Annotated in this window: 10 protein-coding genes; 7 read left to right on the forward strand and 3 right to left on the reverse strand. The window is 65.4% G+C overall.

The genetic code is table 11. The annotated features are described in order from the left end of the window. The first annotated feature begins 112 nt into the window (after positions 1-112). On the forward strand, positions 113-1,624 hold the full coding sequence (locus AB1384_07850) for a long-chain-fatty-acid--CoA ligase (GenBank protein ID MEW6554181.1): 1,512 nt from the start codon (positions 113-115) through the stop codon (positions 1,622-1,624). A gap of 222 nt (positions 1,625-1,846) precedes the next feature. On the opposite strand, the gene AB1384_07855 is transcribed toward AB1384_07850, so the two are convergent. Together AB1384_07855 and AB1384_07860 are read right to left on the reverse strand one after the other, a co-directional pair. Further along, positions 1,847-4,723, reverse strand: coding sequence for a hypothetical protein (locus tag AB1384_07855; GenBank protein ID MEW6554182.1), 2,877 nt, complete (start codon positions 4,721-4,723; stop codon positions 1,847-1,849). A 305-nt stretch (positions 4,724-5,028) separates the two neighbouring features. After that, positions 5,029-8,925: a YCF48-related protein gene (locus AB1384_07860; protein ID MEW6554183.1), complete on the reverse strand. Its 3,897-nt coding sequence runs from the start codon at positions 8,923-8,925 to the stop codon at positions 5,029-5,031. A 296-nt stretch (positions 8,926-9,221) separates the two neighbouring features. Here AB1384_07860 and AB1384_07865 point away from each other — a divergent pair, with 296 nt between their 5' ends. The 6 genes from AB1384_07865 to AB1384_07890 all read left to right on the forward strand — a co-directional run bounded on the left by AB1384_07865 (position 9,222) and on the right by AB1384_07890 (position 20,945). Beyond that, positions 9,222-12,632, forward strand: coding sequence for an IPT/TIG domain-containing protein (locus tag AB1384_07865; protein ID MEW6554184.1), 3,411 nt, complete (start codon positions 9,222-9,224; stop codon positions 12,630-12,632). Positions 12,633-12,982: 350 nt separating this feature from the next. Then, positions 12,983-13,747 (forward strand): hypothetical protein, encoded by a 765-nt coding sequence (locus AB1384_07870; protein ID MEW6554185.1) that lies wholly within the window; start codon positions 12,983-12,985, stop codon positions 13,745-13,747. A gap of 25 nt (positions 13,748-13,772) precedes the next feature. Further along, positions 13,773-16,256: a hypothetical protein gene (locus tag AB1384_07875; GenBank protein MEW6554186.1), complete on the forward strand. Its 2,484-nt coding sequence runs from the start codon at positions 13,773-13,775 to the stop codon at positions 16,254-16,256. A 178-nt stretch (positions 16,257-16,434) separates the two neighbouring features. Further along, on the forward strand, positions 16,435-18,123 hold the full coding sequence (locus tag AB1384_07880; protein ID MEW6554187.1) for a polysaccharide biosynthesis tyrosine autokinase: 1,689 nt from the start codon (positions 16,435-16,437) through the stop codon (positions 18,121-18,123). Between the two features lie 320 nt (positions 18,124-18,443). Beyond that, entirely contained in the window at positions 18,444-19,025 is a 582-nt protein-coding gene (locus AB1384_07885) for a hypothetical protein (protein ID MEW6554188.1), read from the forward strand. 255 nt (positions 19,026-19,280) lie between these two features. Continuing rightward, the gene (locus tag AB1384_07890) at positions 19,281-20,945 is read left to right on the forward strand and encodes a polysaccharide biosynthesis tyrosine autokinase (protein ID MEW6554189.1); all 1,665 of its coding nucleotides are present in this window, start codon (positions 19,281-19,283) and stop codon (positions 20,943-20,945) included. A gap of 20 nt (positions 20,946-20,965) precedes the next feature. Here the strand turns inward: AB1384_07890 and AB1384_07895 are convergent, their stop codons facing one another. Beyond that, positions 20,966-21,892 carry a hypothetical protein gene (locus tag AB1384_07895; GenBank protein ID MEW6554190.1) on the reverse strand — a complete coding sequence of 309 codons (927 nt, stop codon included), beginning with the start codon at positions 21,890-21,892 and terminating at the stop codon, positions 20,966-20,968. Between the last annotated feature and the right edge of the window lie 307 nt (positions 21,893-22,199).

Genomic DNA, 22,199 nt, shown 5'->3' on the forward strand with positions numbered 1-22,199 from the left:
ATGGCGCTGGCGTCATCCATATAGTATCCTGATTTTTCAGGCTGTCTCGGCAGCGGCAGACCGGTCAGGGGTAGGCCGGCGCGGCCGCACAGGGCAAGAAAGGATGGAAGCCATGGACTTCAACGTCGGCACATTTCTCACCAAGCGGGCGGAGCTGTTCCCCGACAAGGAAGGGCTCGTGTGCGAGGGCCAGCGCCTTACCTTCAAGCAGATGAACGAGCGCTGCAACCAACTCGTGCACGCCCTTGGCAAGATGGGGGTGGAGGCGGGCGACCGAGTGGCCATCCTCGCCTTCAACGAACCGGAATACTACGACCTCTTCAACGCCGTGGCGAAGATGGGGGCCATCATGGTCACCCTCAACTACCGCCTTGCCGGGCCCGAGCTGCAGTACATCATGGAGGACAGCGGCGCCAAGGTGCTCATCTTCAGCCGGGAGTTCGTCGAGTTGGTGGACTCCTTCCGTGCAGAGGTCCCGGCGCAGCACTACATCGCCATCATGGACGACCCGCCGGAGTGGGCGTCTTCCTACGCGGCCGCCACAAAGGAGGAGCCCGCCGCCGAGCCCGAGATAGTCGGCGGGGGGGACGACACGCTCGCCATCCTCTATACCTCCGGCACCACCGGCAGGCCCAAGGGAGCCGAGCTCACCCATAACGGTTTCTTCGTGACCTCCGACACCATCATCGCCACGGTGGGGATGCCCGGGGACACCTTCCTCATCGTCCTGCCCCTCTTCCACATCGGGGCCCTGCCGGGGGTCATCCTGAACAGCCAGTTCGGCCTGCGCAGCGTGCTCTGCCGCACCCTGGACCCGGTGCGCTTCCTGGAGCTGCTGGGCGAGGAGAAGGTCACGGCCTTCGGCTCGGTGCCGCAGCTGCTCCAGATCCTGCAGCTGGTTCCCGACTTCGAGAAGTACGACTGGAGCTCGGTGAAGGTCATCCTGGTCTACGCGGCCCCCGTTCCCGTGACCCTGCTCAGGGAATACGCCGAGGCGGGCATAGAGGTGCGGCAGCTCTACGGGCTCACGGAGTGCACCGGCCCGGCCGCGGTTATCGACGGCGAGCACGCCCTCTCCAAGGCCGGCTCGTGCGGACTGCCCATGTTCTACATCGACATCCGACTGGTGGACGAGGACGGCAACGACGTGGGCCCCGAGGAGCTGGGCGAGGTCATCATGCGGTCGCAGAACGTGATGAAGGGATACTGGGGGAAACCCGAGGAGACGGCCAAGACTATCCGGGACGGCTGGCTCTACACCGGGGACATCGCCAAGAAGGACGAGGACGGCTACCTCTACATCATGGACCGCAAGAAGGACATGATCATCTCCGGCGGGGAGAACATCTATCCAGCCGAGATCGAGGACTTCATCCTCTCCCACCCCAAAGTCCAGGACGTCGGGGTGATAGGATGCCCCGACGAGCAGTGGGGCGAGGCGGTGCGTGCGGTGGTCGTGGTCAAGGAGGGAGAGGAACTGACCGAGGAAGACCTCATCGAGTACTGCAAGGGCAAGATCGGCAAGTTCAAGATCCCCAAGAGCGTCGTCTTCGCGCCGGAGCTGCCCCGTACGCCCACGGGGAAGATCCTGAAGCGCGTGCTGCGCGACGAGTACAACGCATAGGCCAGGCCGGGGGGCCACACCTGTGACCCCCCGGAATGCGGCGCCTCGCAATGGTATGACCGCGCAGGCCGATTTCCTGGCGTGACCCCTCGGCCCCGATTTCCGGGCGTGACCCCTCGGGCATTGACCGCGCAGGCCGATTTCCGGGCATTACCCCTCGGCCCACTTGAAACGGGGCCGGGTTACAAGACCCGGCCCCGTTGTTGCACGGACGTCGCGGCGCTAGGGGGCGAAGCCCTGCGAGTCGTGTCCGCCCGGCCAGTTGTAGGCGTGGTAGCCCTGGTAGAAGAAATACATGGGCCGCTCGCAGATCACCGGCTGGTCCGAGAGGATGTAGGCCGAGAGGTTCAGGCCCTCGCCGGCGTCCACTCCCACGTTGATGGTCAGGCGGGAGTGGGGATCGACGGTGTGGTTGGTGGTGATGGGCGGGCTGGGCGGGTCGGTGAGCACGTAATAGGTCACCAGCAGGTTCGCAACCGCTCCGCCGGGGTTCTGCACCGTGAGGTACTCGTCGAAGCCGGGACCGGTGTAACCCTCGCCGAAGAACCATTCCTGCGAGGTGGAGTTCACTCCCACCGCGCAGTGGCCGCCCGGCAATCCGCCGTGCAGCTGGTTGAAGTACATGGGCCGCTCCACCAGGATGGGCAGGTTGGCGTGGAGGTAAGTCGATACCTCCGCGTCCACCCCGCAGTCGGTGCGGGCGTTGATGGTGAAGCGCGAGTTGGCGGCGATGGTGTGGTTGGTGGTTATGGGTACCCCCGCCGGGGTGTAGTACTGTATGGCCACGGTGGCGTCGGCCGCGTTGGGATTCTGGATGGTGATGTACTCGAAGAAGGGGTCAAAGGTCGCGCCCTCGGCCAGGTACCAGTCCCTGGAGAGGAAAGGTGACCCCATGACGATATGGCCTCCGTCCATCTCCCCGGCGAAGTTGAAGTACATGGGGCGCTCGGCCAGGATGGGCTGGTCGGACGAGATGGCCGCCGAGACCTCCAGGCCCGTACCGGCATCGACGTTGACCATGACGGTGTAGCGTGATTCCGGGGCGACGCGATGCTGCCGGTGGATGGGGTCTCCCCCGTTCACCAGGTAGGTTACGTCGACGGTGGCCCATGCCGTATTGGGGTTCTGGATGGTGAGGTACTCCTCGAAGCCGTCCAGGGTGCAGCCCTCAGCGAAATACCACTGGCGCGAGAGCTGGGTGGAACCCATGGCGTCGCTGCCCCCCTGCCAGTCGTGCCCGGACGTGCCGGCATAGCGGAAGTACATGGGCCGCTCGCAGATGATGGGCACGTCCGATTCCACCTTGAACGAGTTCTCCTGGCCCGCCCCCAGGTCGCTGTTGACGTAGACGTTGTAGCGCGAGTTGGCGGGAACGGTATGGGTCTTCGTCTGTGGGACCGCCGACGGGGTGTAGTAGGTCACCCACACGTGGGCGTCAGCAGGCATGGGATTCTGGATGGTGATCCACTCGTCGAAGCCCGCTCCGGTATAGCCCTCCGCGAAGTACCAGTTGACGGGGATGGCGGTGAGGTCGATGGCCAGGTTGGAGACCTCGACCGCACCGATGCCTCCTAGCGACACCTTGTACTGGATGTAACGCGTAGGACCAAAGGGGACCGGTGTGCCGTTGGCCACAGCCGCCCATCCGCTCCAGGTACCGTCGGGGACGGGCACATCGCCGGTGCGCACCTCGACAGTGACGGAGGTGCCCGCTGGCACCACCTCATCCCAGGTGACGTTGCCCCATTGCGTCGGCGAGCCCGCGTCGAATACGGATGATAGCAGCCAGGAGGTACCGCCCGAGAAATTGGGAGTGCTGGTGGCGGTGCCGATGGCGGGTGGGACGATGCTGCCGTAGCCGTTGTAGAAAGCGCGCAGGGTATTGCCTTCCAGGAAGGGAAGGACGGCGAAGACAGCTCCGTCATCCCACGCCGGACCGGGCGCAGGCACGAGGTATGGGCTCGGGAATATGCTCCAGGGATTGCCGGGTTCCCTGTAGGCCTGCCCCACGCTGACCCCGGGGGGGCCATAACCGATGATCCCCATCTTGTATATGGTGCCGTCAAAGGTCAGTTCCCACACGTCGATGCCGCTCTGGTACCAGGGGGCGGCACCAGATGCGAGGACCGGGTTCGCGGCATCCTTGGTCCAGACCACGCCATCGGGTGAGGAGGCCATCCCGATGCCGTAGTTGCCGATGGTGTCATCGGAGGAATAGGCCATGAGATAGTCGTCCATCCAGGGCCGCTCGAGTATCTTGAAGGAACCGGGGCCGGTGACGTCCCAGGATGCGGCGTTCTCGGTCAGCACGGGGTTGGCCGCGCTCCGGGCCCACGAGACGCCGTCCGTCGAAAACGCGTACCCTATGCGGCCCGTTCCGGTGGCATCGAAGGCGAGGTACCACAGGCCGTAACCGCCGTTGACGAGCTTTACGACCGCCGAGTCCAGGAACTGCTCCCAGGAACCGGCCGCGCCTGGACCGAAGACGAAATTGGCGTCCCTGGTCCAGTCGATGAGGTCGGGTGAGGTCGCGCGGCCATAGCGTATAGCGCCGCCGCTGTCATAGCCGCGGAAGAACATGGTGTAGTGGTCACCCTCGTCGAGGATGGGGCCGTAACTCACTCCCCCCGCATCCCATGCCGTCGCCGCCGCGCTGCTGCGCTCGAGCACCGGATTGCCGGGGTGTTTCGTCCAGGTGACCCCGTCGGGGGATGAGGCGTAGCCGACGGCATTGATGCCGGCGCCATCGGTCCCGCGGTAGAGCACCTCGTATCCGCCGCCGTCCTTCCGCATGGGATACCCGATCAGCCCCAGGGCATCCATGGTCCCCGCCGCCGAGCCGAGCACGGGATTGGCCGCGTCCTTGGTCATAAAGTTTGCCATATAGCTCTTGCGTATGGTGCCGGGCACGCTCATTGTATCGATGAAACTGGACGAGCTGTAACGGGAACTGTCGTACCAGAGGTCCTGGCCGGGGCCACCCGACCAGTCGGTCTGGCGCCACTCCCAGCCGTCCGCCACAGCGGCCGGCGGCGGCAGGAGAGTTATGAAGAGCGCGGAGATAAGGAAACACAACCCGAAGACCAGCAACCTGCGCATGGCGCACCTCCCCGATAAGAGCCCGGCAATTTAGGACTTAAGACGACCGCCGTCCGTTGTGAGTATCCGATCTTTCCTTGCTTTACTTTTCGCTGAACCGACCCTATATCCTTTCCTATATATCCACATCCGCGCACGGCTAATCCCGACCGTGGCAATGGGGTCAGCCCCTGACATGTGACATGCCAGGTAAGCTCGAAGCTCTGGGTTGCTGCTACGCAACGCAATGTCACATGTCAGGGGCTGACCCCATTGCCCATTGTCTGCCCACAATGTCACATGTCAGGGGCTGACCCCGACCGGCACTAAGGGAGATGGCGGGTGGTGCCGCCGGCTCCGACGGTGATGGCGCCGGAGCCGAGGGAGGTCACGCCGAAGAGGGAGGCCGGCGAACCCCCGCAGGGGTACCAGGTGAGGCCACCATCGCTCGTCCTGAAGGCCGCACCTCCTTCGCCCACCACCCAGGCGATGAGCGGGCTGGCCGCAAATACGGCACGCAGGTTCGCGGTGGTGACGGGGATAGAAAGAGCGGCTGTGCCCGCTTTACCCGCGGCCGCGGTGCCCCTCACACTCTCCGCACCGCCCGCTTCCACCTCCGCGGCTGCCTCCGTGGAATCCGAGGCGGCTATGGCGGAGGTCCCCTTGACCACCCAGGTGAGGCCGCCGTTGTCGGTGCGCAAGACGGTCCCCGCGCCGCCCACGGCCCAGCAGGTGTCGGCGCTGACGGCGGAGACGCCGTAGAGGGTCGCGGTCACGCGGGAGTTCTGGGGCGCCCACGACGCCCCGCCGTCCACCGTCTTGAGCACCACGCCCCCCGCGCCCACCGCCCATGCGGTGCCGGAGTCGACGGCGCTCACGGCGTACAGGCTGGACCCGGTGCCCGAGGCCTGCGGCGTCCAGGTGGCCCCCCCGTCCACGGTCTTCATGATCGTCCCTGCGTCGCCCACGGCCCACGCGGTGGTCGCTCCGGCCGCGTCCACACCGTAGAGGGTGCGGGTGGCGCCGGCGGGATGCATTGTCCAGGTGGAACCACCGTCGCCGGTGGTGAGGATGGCGCCGCCTTCACCCACGGCCCATACCCTGGCCGCGCTTCCCGCGGCCACGCCGTACAGCCACAGGCCGCACCCGGAGTCCTGCGGTCTCCAGGTCGCGCCGCCGTCATTGGACCTCATGATGGTGCCGCCCTCGCCCACCGCCCAGGCCCTTCCGCCGCCGGCGTCGATGCCACGCAGGTCGGCTTTCCTCACCACGAAACCGGCGGCGGCTGAAGTGGCCACCGTTGTGGTGACGGTGACGGCCACCTTCCCCTCCAGCTGCGGGGGCACCTTGACCACGATGCGCCCCTCGGACCAGTAGTCGTATACCTGCGGCCTCACGCCGCCGAAAGAGACGTAGCTGGTGGGCCCCTCCCGCGGCCCGAAGGCGGCGCCGGTTATCTCTACCTGGGAACCGGCCGTGCCGGATGGCGGGGTTATGGCATATATGGTGGGGGGCATGACGGCGGTGAAGGCGAGCGCGGCGGTGGTGCCGGCAGCGGTGGTCACCGTCACCTTGACCTGGCCGACCACCCCGGGGGGCACCCTGACCACGATGTGGTCGTTGGCCCAGGCGGTGTATTCGGCGGCCTTGACCGTGCCGAAGCTCACGTATCCCGAGCCCCGGCAGGGCCCGAAACCGCTGCCGTAGATGGTGACCTCCTGGCCGGTCACCGCGGTGGTGGGGTCGAGGAAATCCGCTTTCGGCCTGATGATCTCGGGCAGGGAGGGCGCCGCGCGGGAGACGGTCACCTTCACGGCGTTGGAGGTGCCTGACGCCGTCACCACCTTGACCTCGGCGCTCTCGGGCGCGTTCCCGGGCACGGTGAGGCGGATCAGGTTGTTGGTCCAGTACTCGAACTCGGTGACCTTCACCCCGCCGATGGTCACGTACGATCCGCCACGCTGGGAGCCGAAGGAGGCCCCGGCTATGGTGAGGGGTTTGCCCGGGCGGCAGTGGTAAGGGCTCACCCCGTCCAGCTTGGGGAGGATGATGAGCAGCCGCCCGGCCGAGGTGCCCAGGGGGGTGGTGACGGTTATCTCCTCGCGGGGAGACGCGCCCGGCGGCATGACCACTTTTATGACGCGCTCGCTCCACTGGGCGTACTGTATCGCCCTGACGGCGCCGAAGGAGACGAACGAGCCCTCGTTGCCGTCGCCGAAGGCCAGGCCGGAGAGGGTGACGGTGCCCTTGGCCTGGGCCGTGGTGGGAGAGACCGCGTCCAGACGGGGCGAGGCGCGGAAGGTGAACACGGTGCCGTGCGCGCCCACGGCGTATGCGGTGTCCTTATCGGGCGCCGCTATGCCCCGCAGGGCGTTGGCGGTGCCGGTGTCCCGGGTGGTCCAGGTGAGGCCGCCGTCCGTGGTGCGTGCCGCGAAGCCATCCCGGCCCGCGACCCAGGCGGTCCGGGCCGCGTCAGCCGCGGCCGCGCCGCCGCGCGGCGCGGAAACGGCGGTGAGGTCCACCGCGGTACCCGCGTCCAGGGGGAACCAGGTGCGGCCGCCGTCGCTCGTGCGCAGCAGCGTCCCCGCCTCGCCGCAGGCCCACACGTTCTCGCCGTCGCTGCCGCATACCGAGAAGAGGTCGCTGGTGGTGCCCGATTCCTGCACCGTCCAGGTCTCCCCGGCATCGCCGGTCTTCAGGATGGCGCCTCCGCGCCCGACGGCGTAAGCGATATCAGCGCTGGCGGCGTAGACCCCAAGGAGGTCCACGGCGCTCTCCCCCGCTCCCCCGGGGTCCTGGCGGTACCAGGTATAGCCCTCGTCGAAGGTGCGCACGATGGTGCCGCGCCGCCCCACCGCCCAGGCGGTCTTGCCGTCCACGCAGGATATGTCGTGGAGGTCGTAGGAGGCGCGCGACGGTTGCTCCTCCCAGCTGCCGCCGCCGTCCCAGGTGCGCAGGATGAGGCCATCCTGCCCCACCAGCCAGGCGTCGTCGGGACCTGGTGACGCCACGCCGTAGAGGTTCCCGGTGGTGCCGGGATAGAGGCCGCTCCAGGTGAAGCCGCCGTCCGTGGTGCGCAGGGCGGCCCCCGCCTCCCCCGCCGCCCAGGCCGTGTCCCGGTCGGCGGCGCAGGCGTCGTTCAGGGAGCGACCGTCGCTGATGTGCTGCGGTATCCAGGTTCCCCCGCCATCGTAGGTCCTGACCACCATGCCGTTCTCCCCTACCGCCCAGGCGTCATCGCCCCCAGCGGCGTGGATGGCACGGATGTTGTTCGAGTCGCCCGCGTCCTGCGGGCCCCAGGTGGCGCCGCCGTCGGCGGTCTTGAGCAGGAGGCCCCCTCCGCCAGCCAGCCAGGCGGTGGTGGCGTCCACGGCGCAGACAGCGGTAAGGGTCGTCGTGGTCTCCAGGTTGTGGGCGGCCCAGGTGAGGCCGCCGTCGCCGCTGAGGATCACCGTTCCCGTCTCGCCCACCGCCCACAGGGTGGAGGGCGTGCCGGCGGAAGCCATATCCACGAGGTTATCGCCGGTGTTTGTCACCTGAAGGGCCCAGGTGAGGCCGCCGTCGGATGTGCTCAGAACGGTGCCGTTCTCTCCCGCCGCCACGGCCGTATCGGGTCCCGAGGCGCGAATGGAGGTCAGCCGGCTCTGGTTGCCGGGGTCGCGGTGATCCCAGGTGAGGCCGCCGTCCGTGCTGCGCAGGACCACCGGGCCTTCGGCGGCGGCCCAGATGGCGGAAGGGCTGGCGCCGCCACCGCCGGTGGCGGAGATGTCGTATATGTCCCGGCCCAGGCCGGGGTCCATGGACTGCCAGGCTTTGCCGCCGTCGGAGGTGTGCAGGACGGTGCCGCGGTTGCCGGCAGCCCAGGCGGTGGTGGTGTCCACGGCGGAGACGCAGAGCAGGTCCTCCTGCGTTCCGGATTCCTGGGGTATCCAGGTGGCGCCGCCGTCCCGGGTATGGAAGACGAACCCGCCGTCGCCGACGGTCCACGCCGTATCCGGGCTGGCGGCGGAGATGTCGCGCAGGCCGGTGGGACCGGCCTGGGACTGCCCGTCCTCGAGCTGAGCGCGCGGCGAGGCGTGCGCTGCGATGTCCCCCGTGGGCACAGCCGACATGGAAGCGAGGAAGGCCAGTACCGACAGGGCGCACAATATAAAGCCGCAGCGACGCCTGGAGCGGCGCCTCGCGCGCTTTATGGAGCCGAAACCCGTTCTCATCGTGGGCATCACACGGCCCTCCTCACAGCGGCCAGGGTACGTTCGGCCGTGACCTCCACGCGGAGAAACCATGGAGCGTTATTCCTCATTTCTTCCGCCCTGGATACTCGCTTAAGCTCTGGTTTTACCGGTATAGAATATTCTACCACGCCAAAGCGCAGCCTCCCGCTCTTGGGGCCGTATCTTTACCCTTAGATCAAGCGATGGACCGTCGGTAAAGTGAAGGGCGAAGATGCGGCCTCATTCGCGTTGACGCTATTTCGGATCCGGGATTAGAATTATTCAGAGGAACGACACATCCATCCATGAGGGCAAGCCGGTACTTCTCGGGACGCGCCCGGGCCTTTCCGCCCCCCCGCGAACGCCAGGACGCGGACCAGATAGACATCGGGGGTGACGAGATGAGGTATCCATCGCAAACGAGGTCTCACGCTGTGCGCGTCCTGGTCCTGGCCGCGGCATTCCTGTTGACAGCAATGCCGGTCGCCGCGGTGGCGGTCCCCACCGTTGGGACAGAGGCGAAGATAGGCGCAGACGCCGGGGTGTACGGTGATGTCACCGTACCGGGTGAGGTGTGGGAGCCCTGCGCCCCGGAGGGCATCTCCTCCCTGAGCGTCACCGAGATCGAGGCCGCGGGCCAGAACACCGCCTACGCGGTGGTCGACGACACCACGGGCAAGGTGCTCAAGACCACCGACTACGGCGACACCTGGGACATCATATCCCTGGCCACGAATTGGGGCTGGATGGGTTCTGTCTCGGTGGTCAGCGACCAGACCGTCTGGGCCGGGAAGGTCGGCGCGGGCGTGGCCATCACCACCAACGGGGGCGGCAGCTGGAGCTATGGTGGCAGCCCTGTCTATCAGTACACCCTGGAGGCCACCGACGATCTTCACGCCTGGGCAGGTGGGTCCTTCGGCCCCGGGGGCGCGTTCATACAGGAGACCTACAACGCGGGTGGAGACTGGATCCACCGCTGGGGTTACGGGAACGGTTCGTGCCAGGACATCGAGAGTTCCAGCGCCACCGACTTCTGGGCAGTGGGCAACACGTCCTACCGCGGCTGGATCGCCCACTATCACGAGGGCGAATGGTCCGACCAGACCCCCAGCGACCCCTCTCTTCCCGAACTTAAGGCTTGTTGGGCGGTGAGCGACACCACCGCCTGGGCGGTGGGCGGCACCACGATCCTCAGGACCACGGACTCAGGGGCCACGTGGGAGACCCACGCTGCGCCAGCCGGCAGCGGAAGCCTTCAGGACATATGCGCCCTCGACCCCAGCACCGCCTTCGCAGTGGGCGGAAGCGGCACCATCATCAAGACCACCGACGGCGGCGCCACCTGGACCCGTATGTACAACCCCAGCACCGAGACCCTCTACAGCGTCTGCGCGGCGGACTCCACCCACGCCTTCGCGGTGGGCACCAAGGGCACCGTCCTGCGCCTGGTGCAGGCCAACACCAGGGTGGGCAGCGACGTCACCGTTGGCTTGAAGGGCAGCGACACCATCACCTTCTCCGAGGTGACGGCGGCGGGGAACACCATCGAGTCGTCCGCGGAGGCCCCCACCGGCGAGGAGTTCGACTACCACATCTCCCTGAAGTGCGTCGACATCTCCAGCAGCGCCTCCTTCGCGGGCGCGGCCGAGGTGAAGTTCCCGTATGGCGAAGGCCTGATATGGGACGAGCGCTCGTTCCGCATGCTCCACAACACCGGCAGCGGCTGGGAGGACGTGACCACGGAAGTGGACACGGAGAACAACATCCTCACCGGGGAGGTGACATCGCTCTCGGAGTTCGCGTTCATCTTCCCCATCCCCAAGATCAAGAGCGTTAGTCCCACCTGGGGCAAGCGGGGGACCACCATCGATGCCGACCTCTACGGTTACGGTTTCTGGGAGGCGCCCGGGGACAAGCCCACGATACAACTGAAAAGCGGGGAGATGGCCATCGACGCCACCGACATCGTGGTGCACAGCCTCTACCACATCAGCTGCAAGTTCCCCCTCCCGGCGGACGCCGCGCTCGATACCTGGGACGTATACATCATGAACCCCGACGATTCCTACGAGGACACGTTCTGGGGTTTCAAGGTCGTGGAGAACCCGCCGCCCGCGCCCGCGATAACCGCGATAACTCCATACTACGGGGCCAGGGGGACCACGGTGAACATCAGCGACCTGGCCGGCACCGGTTTCTGGGATGCCCCCACCGTCCAGCCCACGGTCAAGCTCACCCGGGCCGGTGAAGACGACATCCTCGCGACGGGAGTCAACGTCTACAACGACGGCACCAAGATAACCTGCGGCTTCCCCATACCCGCGGACGCTTACTCCGGGCCGTGGGGCGTCACGGTGATAAACCCCGACGGCCAGCTGGCGACCCTGGCGGAGAGCTTCATGGTCACGGGAGGGCTGCCGGCCCCCACCCTGACCAGTATCACCCCCAACGTGGGAGCGCTGGGCGACTACGTCGACGTCACCCTGGAGGGGACCGGCTTCTGGGGAAAACCGTACGTCTATCTCTCCGGGCATGACGTGGGGCAGAACCCCTTGGGCTCCCTCGCCAACGTGGTGGTCACTGACGGTACCACCATCACCTGCACGTTTAAACTTGTTACTAACGTGAAGCCTGGCGTCTACGATGTGAACGTGAGAAACCAGGACAACCAGCTGGCTACCCTGGTCGGCGCCTTCACCATCACCTCCCCCGCGCCCGCCATCACCGGCGTCTCGCCCCCCAGCGGGGAGGCGGGCACGGAGGTGACCCTCACCGGCACCGCCTTCGGGCGTTACCGCTGGGACTCGAGCGTCACCTTCGGGGGTGTGCCGGCCACGGAGTTCCCCTCCTGGAACATAACTCAGATCGTGGTGAAGGTACCGGCCGGCGTGCCGTCGGGGCCGGTCAAGGTCAAGGTGACCACGGACTGGGGCGAGTCCAACGAGGCCGACTTCACCGTCGGAACGGTGGTGCTGCCCGCCATCACCGACCTCGCTCCCGCCTCTGGCAAGATCGGCACCCAGGTGACGGTGACCGGCACCGGCTTCGGGGCTACCCGGGGCACCTCCTACGTTAAGTTCGGGGCCACCAAGGCCACCTCCTACATCTCGTGGTCGGACACCCAGGTGGTGTGCAAGGTGCCGGCGGGCTCGGCGGGCGCGGTGAACGTGACCCTGACCACCGCCGCGGGCGCCTCGAACGGCGTCGCCTTCAACGTGCTCCCCTACCTAAGCACCCTCTCCCCCAAGTCGGGGACCCAGGGCACCCAGGTGACGGTGACCGGCACCGGCTTCGGGGCTACCCGGGGCACCTCCTACGTTAAGTTCGGGGCCACCAAGGCCACCTCCTACATCTCGTGGTCGGCCACGCAGGTCGTGGTCAAGGTCCCAGCGGGCTGCGCGGGGGCCTTAAACGTCTCGGTGACCACGGGCGGGGGCAAGTCCAACCTCTCCGCCTTCAAGGTGGTGCCCAGGATCACCAGGCTCTCGCCCACCAGCGGCACCCCGGGCACGGTGGTGACCATCACCGGCACCGGCTTCGGGGACAAGCGCGGCACCTCCACGGTGAAGTTCGGGATAACCGCGGTCACCAGATACGTCTCCTGGTCGAACACGCAGGTCAAGGTCAAGGTGCCATCGACCGGGGCCGGCACCAAGGCGGTCAAGGTGACCACTGGAGGAGGCACCTCGGCGGGCGTGGACTTTACGGTGAAATAAAATGGGGCATATCTTCGCTCCTCGATCAAGCGATGGGCTGTCTGAAAAGTGAAGGGTAAAGGTACGGCACCAAGCTGGTCTTATTCCGTTTGGGTGGTTTGAAATAACCAGAATATAGGTATATAATGAACGACGGTTGTTTCTATATGAGCAGTAAACAAGCTCAAGCAGGGTAAAGACCACTGGCAAGACGGCTGAACCGGTAAACTCTGTCGGTGTTGGGGCGATCGGGACTTTAAGAATCCGCGTTTAGATAAACAGTCCAAGGCGAGATATAAATTGTTAATAGCAATGCGAGCTGTTTTGCGTGTACGAGTATCCATCACTGGAACCGGGAAGAGGTGAGAGATGTGCGAAGGGTAATCATCATCGTGGTGATCGCAGTGCTGGCTTCCACCACCTTGGCCCTCGCCGCATGGAAAATCGTGGACATGGTACAGGAGGATGACGGGGGCTCTCCTGCCATGGAAGCATCTTCCGCGGTGGAAGAAAGCACGGCCGAGACGGACGCAGACCCGGGCGGGGGCGCCGAGGGTGAGGCGGAAGCAAGCGCGGCCGACGTGGAGGCGGCGGCCCTTCCCTCGGGAGAGGACTTCTCCCAGGACAGCCCCGACCAGCGTTACGTCTCGGAGACGCAGCGCCATCAGAACTTCTTCATCGCCCTCGCCGAAGGCCGCGTGAAGAGGCTGGACGCCGTGGCCACCGACTACCAGCCGGCGGGCGACCCCAACAGCTCATACCTCTACTTCACTTTGACTACGACGGACGGTGCCAAGCACGACGGCACCATGGTGCTCAAGTACGAGGGCGGCATGTGGCGCATCGGCGCCATCCGCCAGCTCACGGGCGACCTGGGTGGAGGCACCAACTACGTGGTGCCCGCCAGTTTCGAGGAGGACCTGGCGCGCGAGATCGGCGAGCTGCAGGAATTCCTCACCAAGGTGGCCGAGGGACGTCTCGACTACATGATCTGGGACGACTACGATCTCGTCTCCGACACCGAGGTAGTCCTGACCGGACGCGTTGTCAGTGTAGGTGGCAGAGTCTGGGACACGCAGATGACATTGCGCAAAGACTACAACATCTGGCACCTCACCGACATCTGGGAACTATAGCCGGGAAGGTCGGAGGTGAATAGACATGACTAGCTGGAAAAAGACCTTCGGGGTCCACATCTGCTGTTCCGTCCTGGTGCTGGCTTTCCTGGTGGCGGTGCCCGTTGTGGCCACGGCCACGGCCGGCCTGGCGGAAGCGAAGACGGTGACCGGTTCTGACCTGAACAAAGACCCCCTGGGACGGCTCCCCTCCTCCCCCGAGGAGGCCCAGGAGCGCCTGGCCGAAAAGGAGCTGGCATGGCCGGACGGCGGCGGCGCCGAAGCGGACTTCGCGGCCGCCGGGGTGGTGCCGGGAGTGCGCGTGGCCATCCCCTACGACAGCGTGACCGGCTTCATCACCCACGGGGGGGCCGGCGCCGACGTCAAGGTAGAGCTGTGGCGCGGGGTGAAGATAGGCGAGAAGACGGTGGAAGCGGACGCCAACGGCTGGTTCAAAGCCGATATGTCCGACGTGGGCGACATCCTTTCCGGGGACGTGGTCAGGGTGACCGACCTCTCGGGAGGTCCCGCCATCAACATCGACTGCACCCTCACCGGCAACCTCGACTTCAACAACGACCGCGTCACCGGCACGGCGTCGGGCAGCGCAACCATCGACGCCTATATCGTCGCGCCGTCAACCTACTACGCAGATATTCCTCCGGGCGCCACGAACACCAGCACCACGGCCTCGGCGGCCGGCGCCTTTACCGCGGGTTTCACCGCCTTTAACGTGGGCAGGGGGGACGCTGCGTTCGTCTTCTCGACCAACGCCAGGGGCGACATGGTGATGAACGTCGCCGCCGGCTCCGGCGCGGGACTGGTAGTCTATCCGCAATACGACGACGTCATGGGCTTCTACATCCCGGGGACGGCGCTGCAAGTGCAGGCGGACGCCGAGACCAGGGACGTCACCACCATGGGGGACGGTTTCTTCGAGGCATGGTTCCAGGACTTCGACATCACCGACGGCACCGATGTCTCCTGCGACATGGGCGGCGCCCGCAGCATCGTGGTGCGGGACGTCACCGCCACCTGTGACCCGGCTACCAATATTGTCTCGGGCACGGGACCGGCAAACCGCCCCATGCGCATCACCATGGACCCGTACGGCACGCCGGTGGTCTTCGAGACGACCAGCGACGGGGCCGGCAACTTCGGAGCGGTGCTCGCGGACCTGTACACGGCCACCGGCACCGACGTCTACAGCGTCACCTGGTACGACGACGAGGGCGACTGCGTGGTCTACGAGTTCCAGACCTTCTCCTGGTACCTGGCCGAGGGCTATACGGGCGGCAGCTTCGATACCTACGTGCTGGTGCAGAACCCGGGTCCCCTCGACGCCGAGGTGGTCATGACCTTCCAGCTGGTGGACGGCACGGCGCCGCATTTCGCTTTCGACCTGGCCGGCGGGGCGAGGCGCACGGTGATGCTGGACGCGCTGCCGGGGCTGTCCAGCAAGGAGGTCTCCACCAAGGTGACCTCGACGGCGGGCACCTGGATCGTGGCGGAGCGCGCCGTCTACTTCGACTACAACGGCCTGCCGGGCGGGCACGACTCCATCGGCACCTTTACGCCCTCCAATACCTGGTACCTCGCCGAAGGCTACACCGGCGGCAGCTTCGACACTTACGTGCTGGTGCAGAACCCGGGGACGGAGGCGGCGGCGGTGACCCTGTCCTTCCAGCTGGTCGACGGCACGGCTCCGGACTTTTCCTTCCCGCTGGCAGCGGGGGCGAGGCGGACGGTGATGCTGGACGGCCTGCCGGGACTCTCCGATGCCGAGGTCTCCACCAAGGTGGACGCCACCGTGCCGGTGGTCTCGGAACGAGCGTGCTACTTCGACTACAACGGCCTGCCGGGCGGGCACGACTCCATCGGGGTCATCGCGCCTTCCACCTGGTGGAACCTGGCCGAGGGCTACACCGGCGGCAGCTTCGACACCTGGGTGCTGGTGCAGAACCCGGGGACGGAGGCGGCGGCGGTGACCCTGTCCTTCCAGCTGGTTACCGGTAACGCCCCCAACTTCGAGTTCGACCTGCCCGGTGGTGAGAGAAGGTCGGTCATGCTCGACTCGCTGCCGGGGCTCTCCGACGCCGAGGTCTCCACCTCGGTGATCTCTAGCGCGCCGGTGGTGGCGGAGCGGGCCATGTACTTCGACTACTTCGGCAAGAAGGGCGGGCACGATTCCATCGGCGCCACCGAGCCGAGCACTACCTGGTACCTGGCGGAGGGTTATACGGGCGGCAGTTTCGACACCTGGGTGCTGGTGCAGAACCCGTGGCCGGTTGACGCCCAGGTGACCCTGTCCTTCCAGCTGGTGGACGGCACCGCCCCCGATTACACCTTCACCCTGAAGGGCGGGCAGAGGAAGTCGGTCATGCTCGACGCGCTGCCGAACCTCTCCAACTCCGAGGTGTCCACCAAGGTGACGGCATCCATACCGGTGGTGTCTGAGAGGGCCATGTACTTCGACTACTTCGGCAAGCAGGGCGGGCACGATTCCATCGGCGTCCCCGAGATATTCTAGGGGAAAGGACGCCGATCGGGCCGACCGCCCGATAAGCTAATAGCGGAGGCGAAAGACAGCAAGGATGAGACCGCGGGGGGTGCCCCGGGTGGGGCGCCCCCTTTGATTTGGGACCAGCAAGGGCTGGCACGGTCCGGGCCTGACCCCAAACGTGCCAGCCGTATATAATAGGGAAGCCATGGAGCTAAGGGACTATATTAACGTCGTCGTCGCCCGCAAGTGGATCATCATCGGGGTCACCGCCCTGGTGGTGGCGGCGGCGCTGGTCTTCTCCCTGCTGCAGGACCCGGTGTACGAGTCGAGGGTGATGATCCTCACCGACATCAACCGCGCCGGGGAATCCGCCTCCGACAGCCTCTTCTCCCTCTTCTATGGGGACACGCAGGAGTTCATCCAGACCCAGGCGGAGATCATCGGCACCCGGACCCTTGCCCGCGCCGTCTTCGACCGCCTGGAGTACAACTACGAGGAACTGGAGTATGCCCGCGAGGAGGGCGAGGAGGTGTTCATCCCCGACGCCGTCCCCTCCGCCGAGGAGCTGAGGTCCAGCGTCAGCGTGGAGCGCTCACAGAACACCAACGTCTTCGAGATCGCCGTCACCAACAAGGACCCCCTGCTGGCGCGGGACGTCGCCCAGGCCTACGCCGACGAGTACATCCTCGACCGCCAGCTCGCGGCTATCAAGCAGATCAGCGATGCGCGCAAGGAGGTCTGGAACCGCATCACCGAACTGGAGACCCAGATATCGGAGATAGCCCAGGAGGTGAAGCAGTACACCCCGGAGAACATCCCTCCCGACCTGCAGGCCCAGGCAAGCCAGGCGGTGAGCCTGTGGGCTACCCTCTACGAGAAATACATGAGCCTGCGCATATCCGAGGCGCTGGGCCAGCGCGGGCTGGAGGTCATCGAAGTGGCGGAGCCGGGGGTGAAGGTGAGCCCGCGCACCACCCGCAACGTCGTCCTGGCCATCTTCCTGGGGCTCATCCTGGGCGTGGGCATGGCCTTCCTCGTGGACTACCTGGACGACACCCTGAAGACCCGCGAGGACTTCGAGCGCTACTACGGGAGCAGCATCATAGGGGAGATAGCCCGGGCCACCCCCAGTGGGGAGGAGGAGCGCGAGGTCATATATTTCACCCGGCCGGACAGCCCGGCGGCGGAGGGTTTCCGAAACCTCCGCACCAACGTGCAGTTCCTCAACCTCGACGGCGGCACCAGGCTGCTCATGGTCACCTCCTCCAGCCCCGAGGAGGGCAAGACCTCGGTGGCGGTGAACCTGGGCGCCGCGCTCTCGGAGATGGGCAAGCGGGTGCTGGTGGTCGAGGCCGACCTGCGCCGCCCCGTCATCGGCAAGTTCCTGGTGGAGAAGTCGGAGAAGGGCCTCACCGACATGATCATGGGGACCACCTCGCTGGAGGAAGTCATCGTCGATACCGGCAACGTTAACCTGCACGTGCTCATGTCGGGGCCCAGGCCGCCCAACCCCGCGGAGCTGGTGTCGTCCCAGGCCATGCAGGACCTGCTGCAGCGGCTGCGCGATGAGTTCGACTACGTCATCGTTGACGCACCCCCGGTGCTCGCGGTCTCCGACGCCATCGCAATGGCCCCCATGATGGACGGCGTACTCGTGGTGGCCAGCCACACCATCGCCACCCGGGACGGGGCCAGGCACACGGTCGAGATGCTGGGCCGGGTGGAGACGCGCATCCTCGGCGTGGTCATCAACAACGTGGAGATGGCCGGCCGTTACGGCTACGGCTACCGCTACGGATACTACTCCCCCTACCAGTATTCCTACGGCGAGACGGAGGGCGAAGGCCTGGACGGAGGCAAGCCTTCCCGCTGGATGAAACGCCAGAAGAAATAAGCTGCCTCAGGGGTTACCGCCGCGCATCCCTTGGCGCTATCGATGCTCGTCATGATGAGGCAGGGAAATCACCGAAAAGCAAGAATACATGGAGGGACAGACCTTATATCCGCCAACATGGACCAGCGAGGAGGACGCGATGAGGGGGGCCATCACCGCTAACCGCGGATTTGACCACGTACCGTCAACCGCTCGAAAAGCGCCGCCCGCGCTCCATATGTCCCGTATCCCAGGTTCTTGCACGCTGTCCCCTGCAAACCGTCGTTTAATGTAAGGGAACCCTGAATATCGGTATTGCGGGAAGGAGAGAGGTCAGGCATATGAAAAGGACCGCGCGCATAACAGTGCTTCTGGCACTGGTCTTTTTTCTAATGGCGGCTATGACCACCACGGTCCTTGCGAAGAAGCCACCACCCGATCCCACCGGGGGCGGAGGAGCGGACATCACCGTCCAGGCCAATGAAGCGGGTTGGGTCACGTCCGGCACCTGGCAGCTGGAGAACTATACCGCCGATGGAGGCAGCTACATACTTGTGGCCAACGACGCCGGCGCCTCCGCGACTTATACTTTCATCAAGGACCTGAAGGTAAAGAGCCAGAAGATAGACGTTTACGCCTCGAAATACTGGCTCAGCGGGGACGTGCAGGTCCGCATCGACGGGGTCCTCGTGGCCACGGTAAGCCTGGATACCGTTGGCGGCGTGAAGATGGCGCCCTTCAGCGCTCCCCTCTTCGGCCAGTTGATCTATTCAGGGACCTTCTCCAACACCAACTCGAACCATACCGTGACCTTAACCGCCGTAGGCTCCGGCGGCCCCGGCATAGTGAACATCGGGGGAATCGACTACAACCTCTCCGGGCTGCATTTCGTGAACGTGCAGTATATCCACACCTACCCGTGATACCAACTCCGGAGCGAACGCTCCGGCCAAGGCAATACCGCCATGGCCCGTCCTTCCGGGGGCGGTCTTTCTGGATGCCCTGTCGATCGCCCCTGGCCCCAGCGCCGCAAAGCAACGGCAAGCCTCCCACCCGTCATTGTGCATTCGGTTCAAACCATCTACCATTAAATAGGATCCGGCGCAGGACGATAAACCTAGAGAGCGAAATAAGCGTCATAAGGCTGTTAGCGTCGATACTTCGCGCGAGGAGAGGGTTTGGAGCTAAAGGACTATATAAACGTCCTCATCAACCGCCGCTGGATCATCGTCGGCACGGTGGCGGTGGTCCTCGCCGTCACGCTCATCTTCACCTTCCTGCAGGCGCCCGTTTACCAGTCGCAGGTGGAGATCCTGAGCGAGGTCAGCTCGGCCTCAGAGTCGGTGCTGGGCAGCTTCTTCACCGCCGCCCTGTTCGACCCCGACCGCTACATCCAAACCCAGACGGAGATCATAAAGACCGATACCATGGCCCAGGCAGTGGAGGAAGCCCTGCGGATCAAGTACGATGAGAACGCGCGGCTACAACAGGAGGGCGAGGAGGTCTATATCCCCGAGCAGATACCCACGGCATCGGAACTGGCGGGCATGGTGGACGTACAGCAGAAGGAGCGCACGAACATCTTCGACATCGTCGTCACCAACACCGACCGCCTGCTGGCGAGGGACGTGGCCCAGGCCTACGCGGAGGAGTACATCGCCAGCCGCCAGCTCGCCGCCATCAGGCAGATAAGCGAGGCGCGGCGCGAGGTGTGGAACCGCATCCAGGAGGTCGAGGAGGAGATCGGGCAGGCCGTGGAGCAGGCGAAGCAGTACACGGCGGGGAACGTCCCCACCGAGGTGCTCAACGAGGCGCAGCGGGCGGTTAACCTGTGGGTGTCCCTGTACGAGAAGTATATCACCCTGCGCATCGCCGAATCGCTGGAGCAGCGGGGACTGGAGATAGTGCAGCCGGCCAAGCCCGGCGCCAAGACAAGCCCACGCCCCACCCGCAACGCCGTCCTGGCCATCTTCCTGGGCCTTATCCTGGGGGTGGGCCTGGCCTTCCTGGTGGAGTACCTCGACGACACCCTGCATACGCGCGAGGACTTCGAGAAGTACTACGACACCTCCATCATCGGGGAGATCCCGCACATCGAGGCGGAGAACCTGCCCCAGAACCATATCATCTACTTCGAGATGCCGCAGCACCCGGCGGTGGAGGGGTACCGCACCCTCCGCACCAACCTGCAGTTCCTCAACCTGGACGGCAAGACCCGCACCATCCTCTTCACCTCTGCGGGCCCCGAGGAGGGCAAGTCCACGGTCATGGTCAACCTGGGCGCGGCCCTCTCCGAGATGGGAAAGAAGGTGCTTCTCATCGAGGCCGACCTGCGCAAGCCGGTCCTGGACAAGTACTTTAAGGTCTCCCCCGGCAAGGGCATCAGCGGAGTGCTCTCGGGCAGCATCTCCCTGGAGGAGGCCGTGCAGCCCACCGGCTACAACAACCTCTACGTCATGGTGGCCGGGGTGAAACCACCGAACCCGGCTGAACTGGTGGCATCGGAGGCCATGCGATCCATCCTGGACAACGTGAGGCGCTTCGCCGACTTCGTCCTCATCGATTCCCCTCCCATGCTGGCCGCCTCCGACGCCATGGCCCTGGCACCGATGATGGACGGTATCATAATCATGGCCAGCTACGCCAGGGCGGTGCGGGACGACGCCCGCCGCACCACCGAGCTGCTGCGCAAGGTGGACGCGCGCATCCTGGGACTGGTCATCAACAATATCGCCTCGTCGAGCCGCTACGGCTATTACCACTACTACTATTACACCCCGCAGGTCGGGGAAGAGGCGACCGGCTGGCGCAAGTTGTTCCGCGGGAAGAGCGAGAAGGCTTAAGACGGCAGCGGCGGGGTGCCCTATCTTATCTGCAGGGCCTCCAGGTTGATGAAGGTGAAGTTGGCGTCCGAGTTCTTACGCCCGGTGCACACCAGCTTGATGGTATGGGCACCGGGGCCCAGGCCCGAGGCGGTGAAGACGGTGTCCGAGGCTACGGTCTCCGGCGCGTAGAGGTCCACCTGCTGCCGCAGCTCGCCGTCGACGAAGATATCCATGATTCCGTAGTTCCAGTGGCGCGTGGCGATGACCGCGACGCTCTCTCCGCTGAAGGTGTAGCTGACGCTGTCGCCGGAATACGGGGTGACCATGATCACGCCCCCCATCACCTCGGCATAGTGTTCCTCGTACCAGACGCCGCTGTAGCTCATGCCCGCGGCGGTACAGCCGACGAAGGTGGGGGGCAGCTCTTCCCGGGAAGGCTCGGTTATGGTGACGTCCTCGACCATCTCCGGCTCCCGGGTGGGGGTGAGCCCCGCCAGGGATACCGGCTCTACGGACGGTGTTACCTGGACGGACACCTCCCCCTCCCTGCCGCTGGAGTCCACCGTGGCCACGGCGTAGCTGTTGAACATGGTCCCCTCGTCGTCGTGGTAGACGGTGTCGGAGATGATGGCCGAGTTCACCTTGCTGCCGGGGTCGTTTCCCGACTTGTAGCGATATACGTTGTAGCCTACTATGCGCACGTCGTCGGTGGCCTCCCAGGTGATGGTGGCCCCCTTATCCACGGTGACGCTGACGTTCGTGGGCACGGAGATGGTGCTCCTGGCCTGGCCGGAGGCCTGGGCGCTGGTGCCGGTTTCACCGCCTGGAGAGCCCGAGAGCCTGGACATGTAGACGAAGAAGGTCGCTACCACCAGGATACCCAGCAAGCCGAAGACCAGGACCAGGGGCCAGAGCGGCCGCGTCCTGCTCCTGGGCTGCTTTGCTAACCCGAACCTCTTCTCCAAGACTCCCAAGCTCCCTTTAGCCTGTTCCGCCAGTACGTAACCCATTACTTCCTATCTGTCTACTGTATTATATCGGCCCCGCAGCCGCGAGGCGCCATATTTATATCATAGCGGCCGGCCAACCCGCCGGGGCGGCTGGAGAACAGCCGTGCTGTCGCTTCGTGGGTCTGTCTTGTGGGGATCACCAGTATCTCAGCCACTGCACGTTGACGAAGTGCAGCCCCGAAACGGGGTAGGTGATGCCGCCGATGGTGACCGAGGTGGGGCCGCCGGTGCCCGTGCACAGCAGGGTCAGGGTGTGCGGGAC

The sequence above is a fragment of the Actinomycetota bacterium genome (assembly GCA_040757835.1).
Taxonomy (GTDB): Bacteria; Actinomycetota; Geothermincolia; order Geothermincolales; family RBG-13-55-18; genus SURF-21.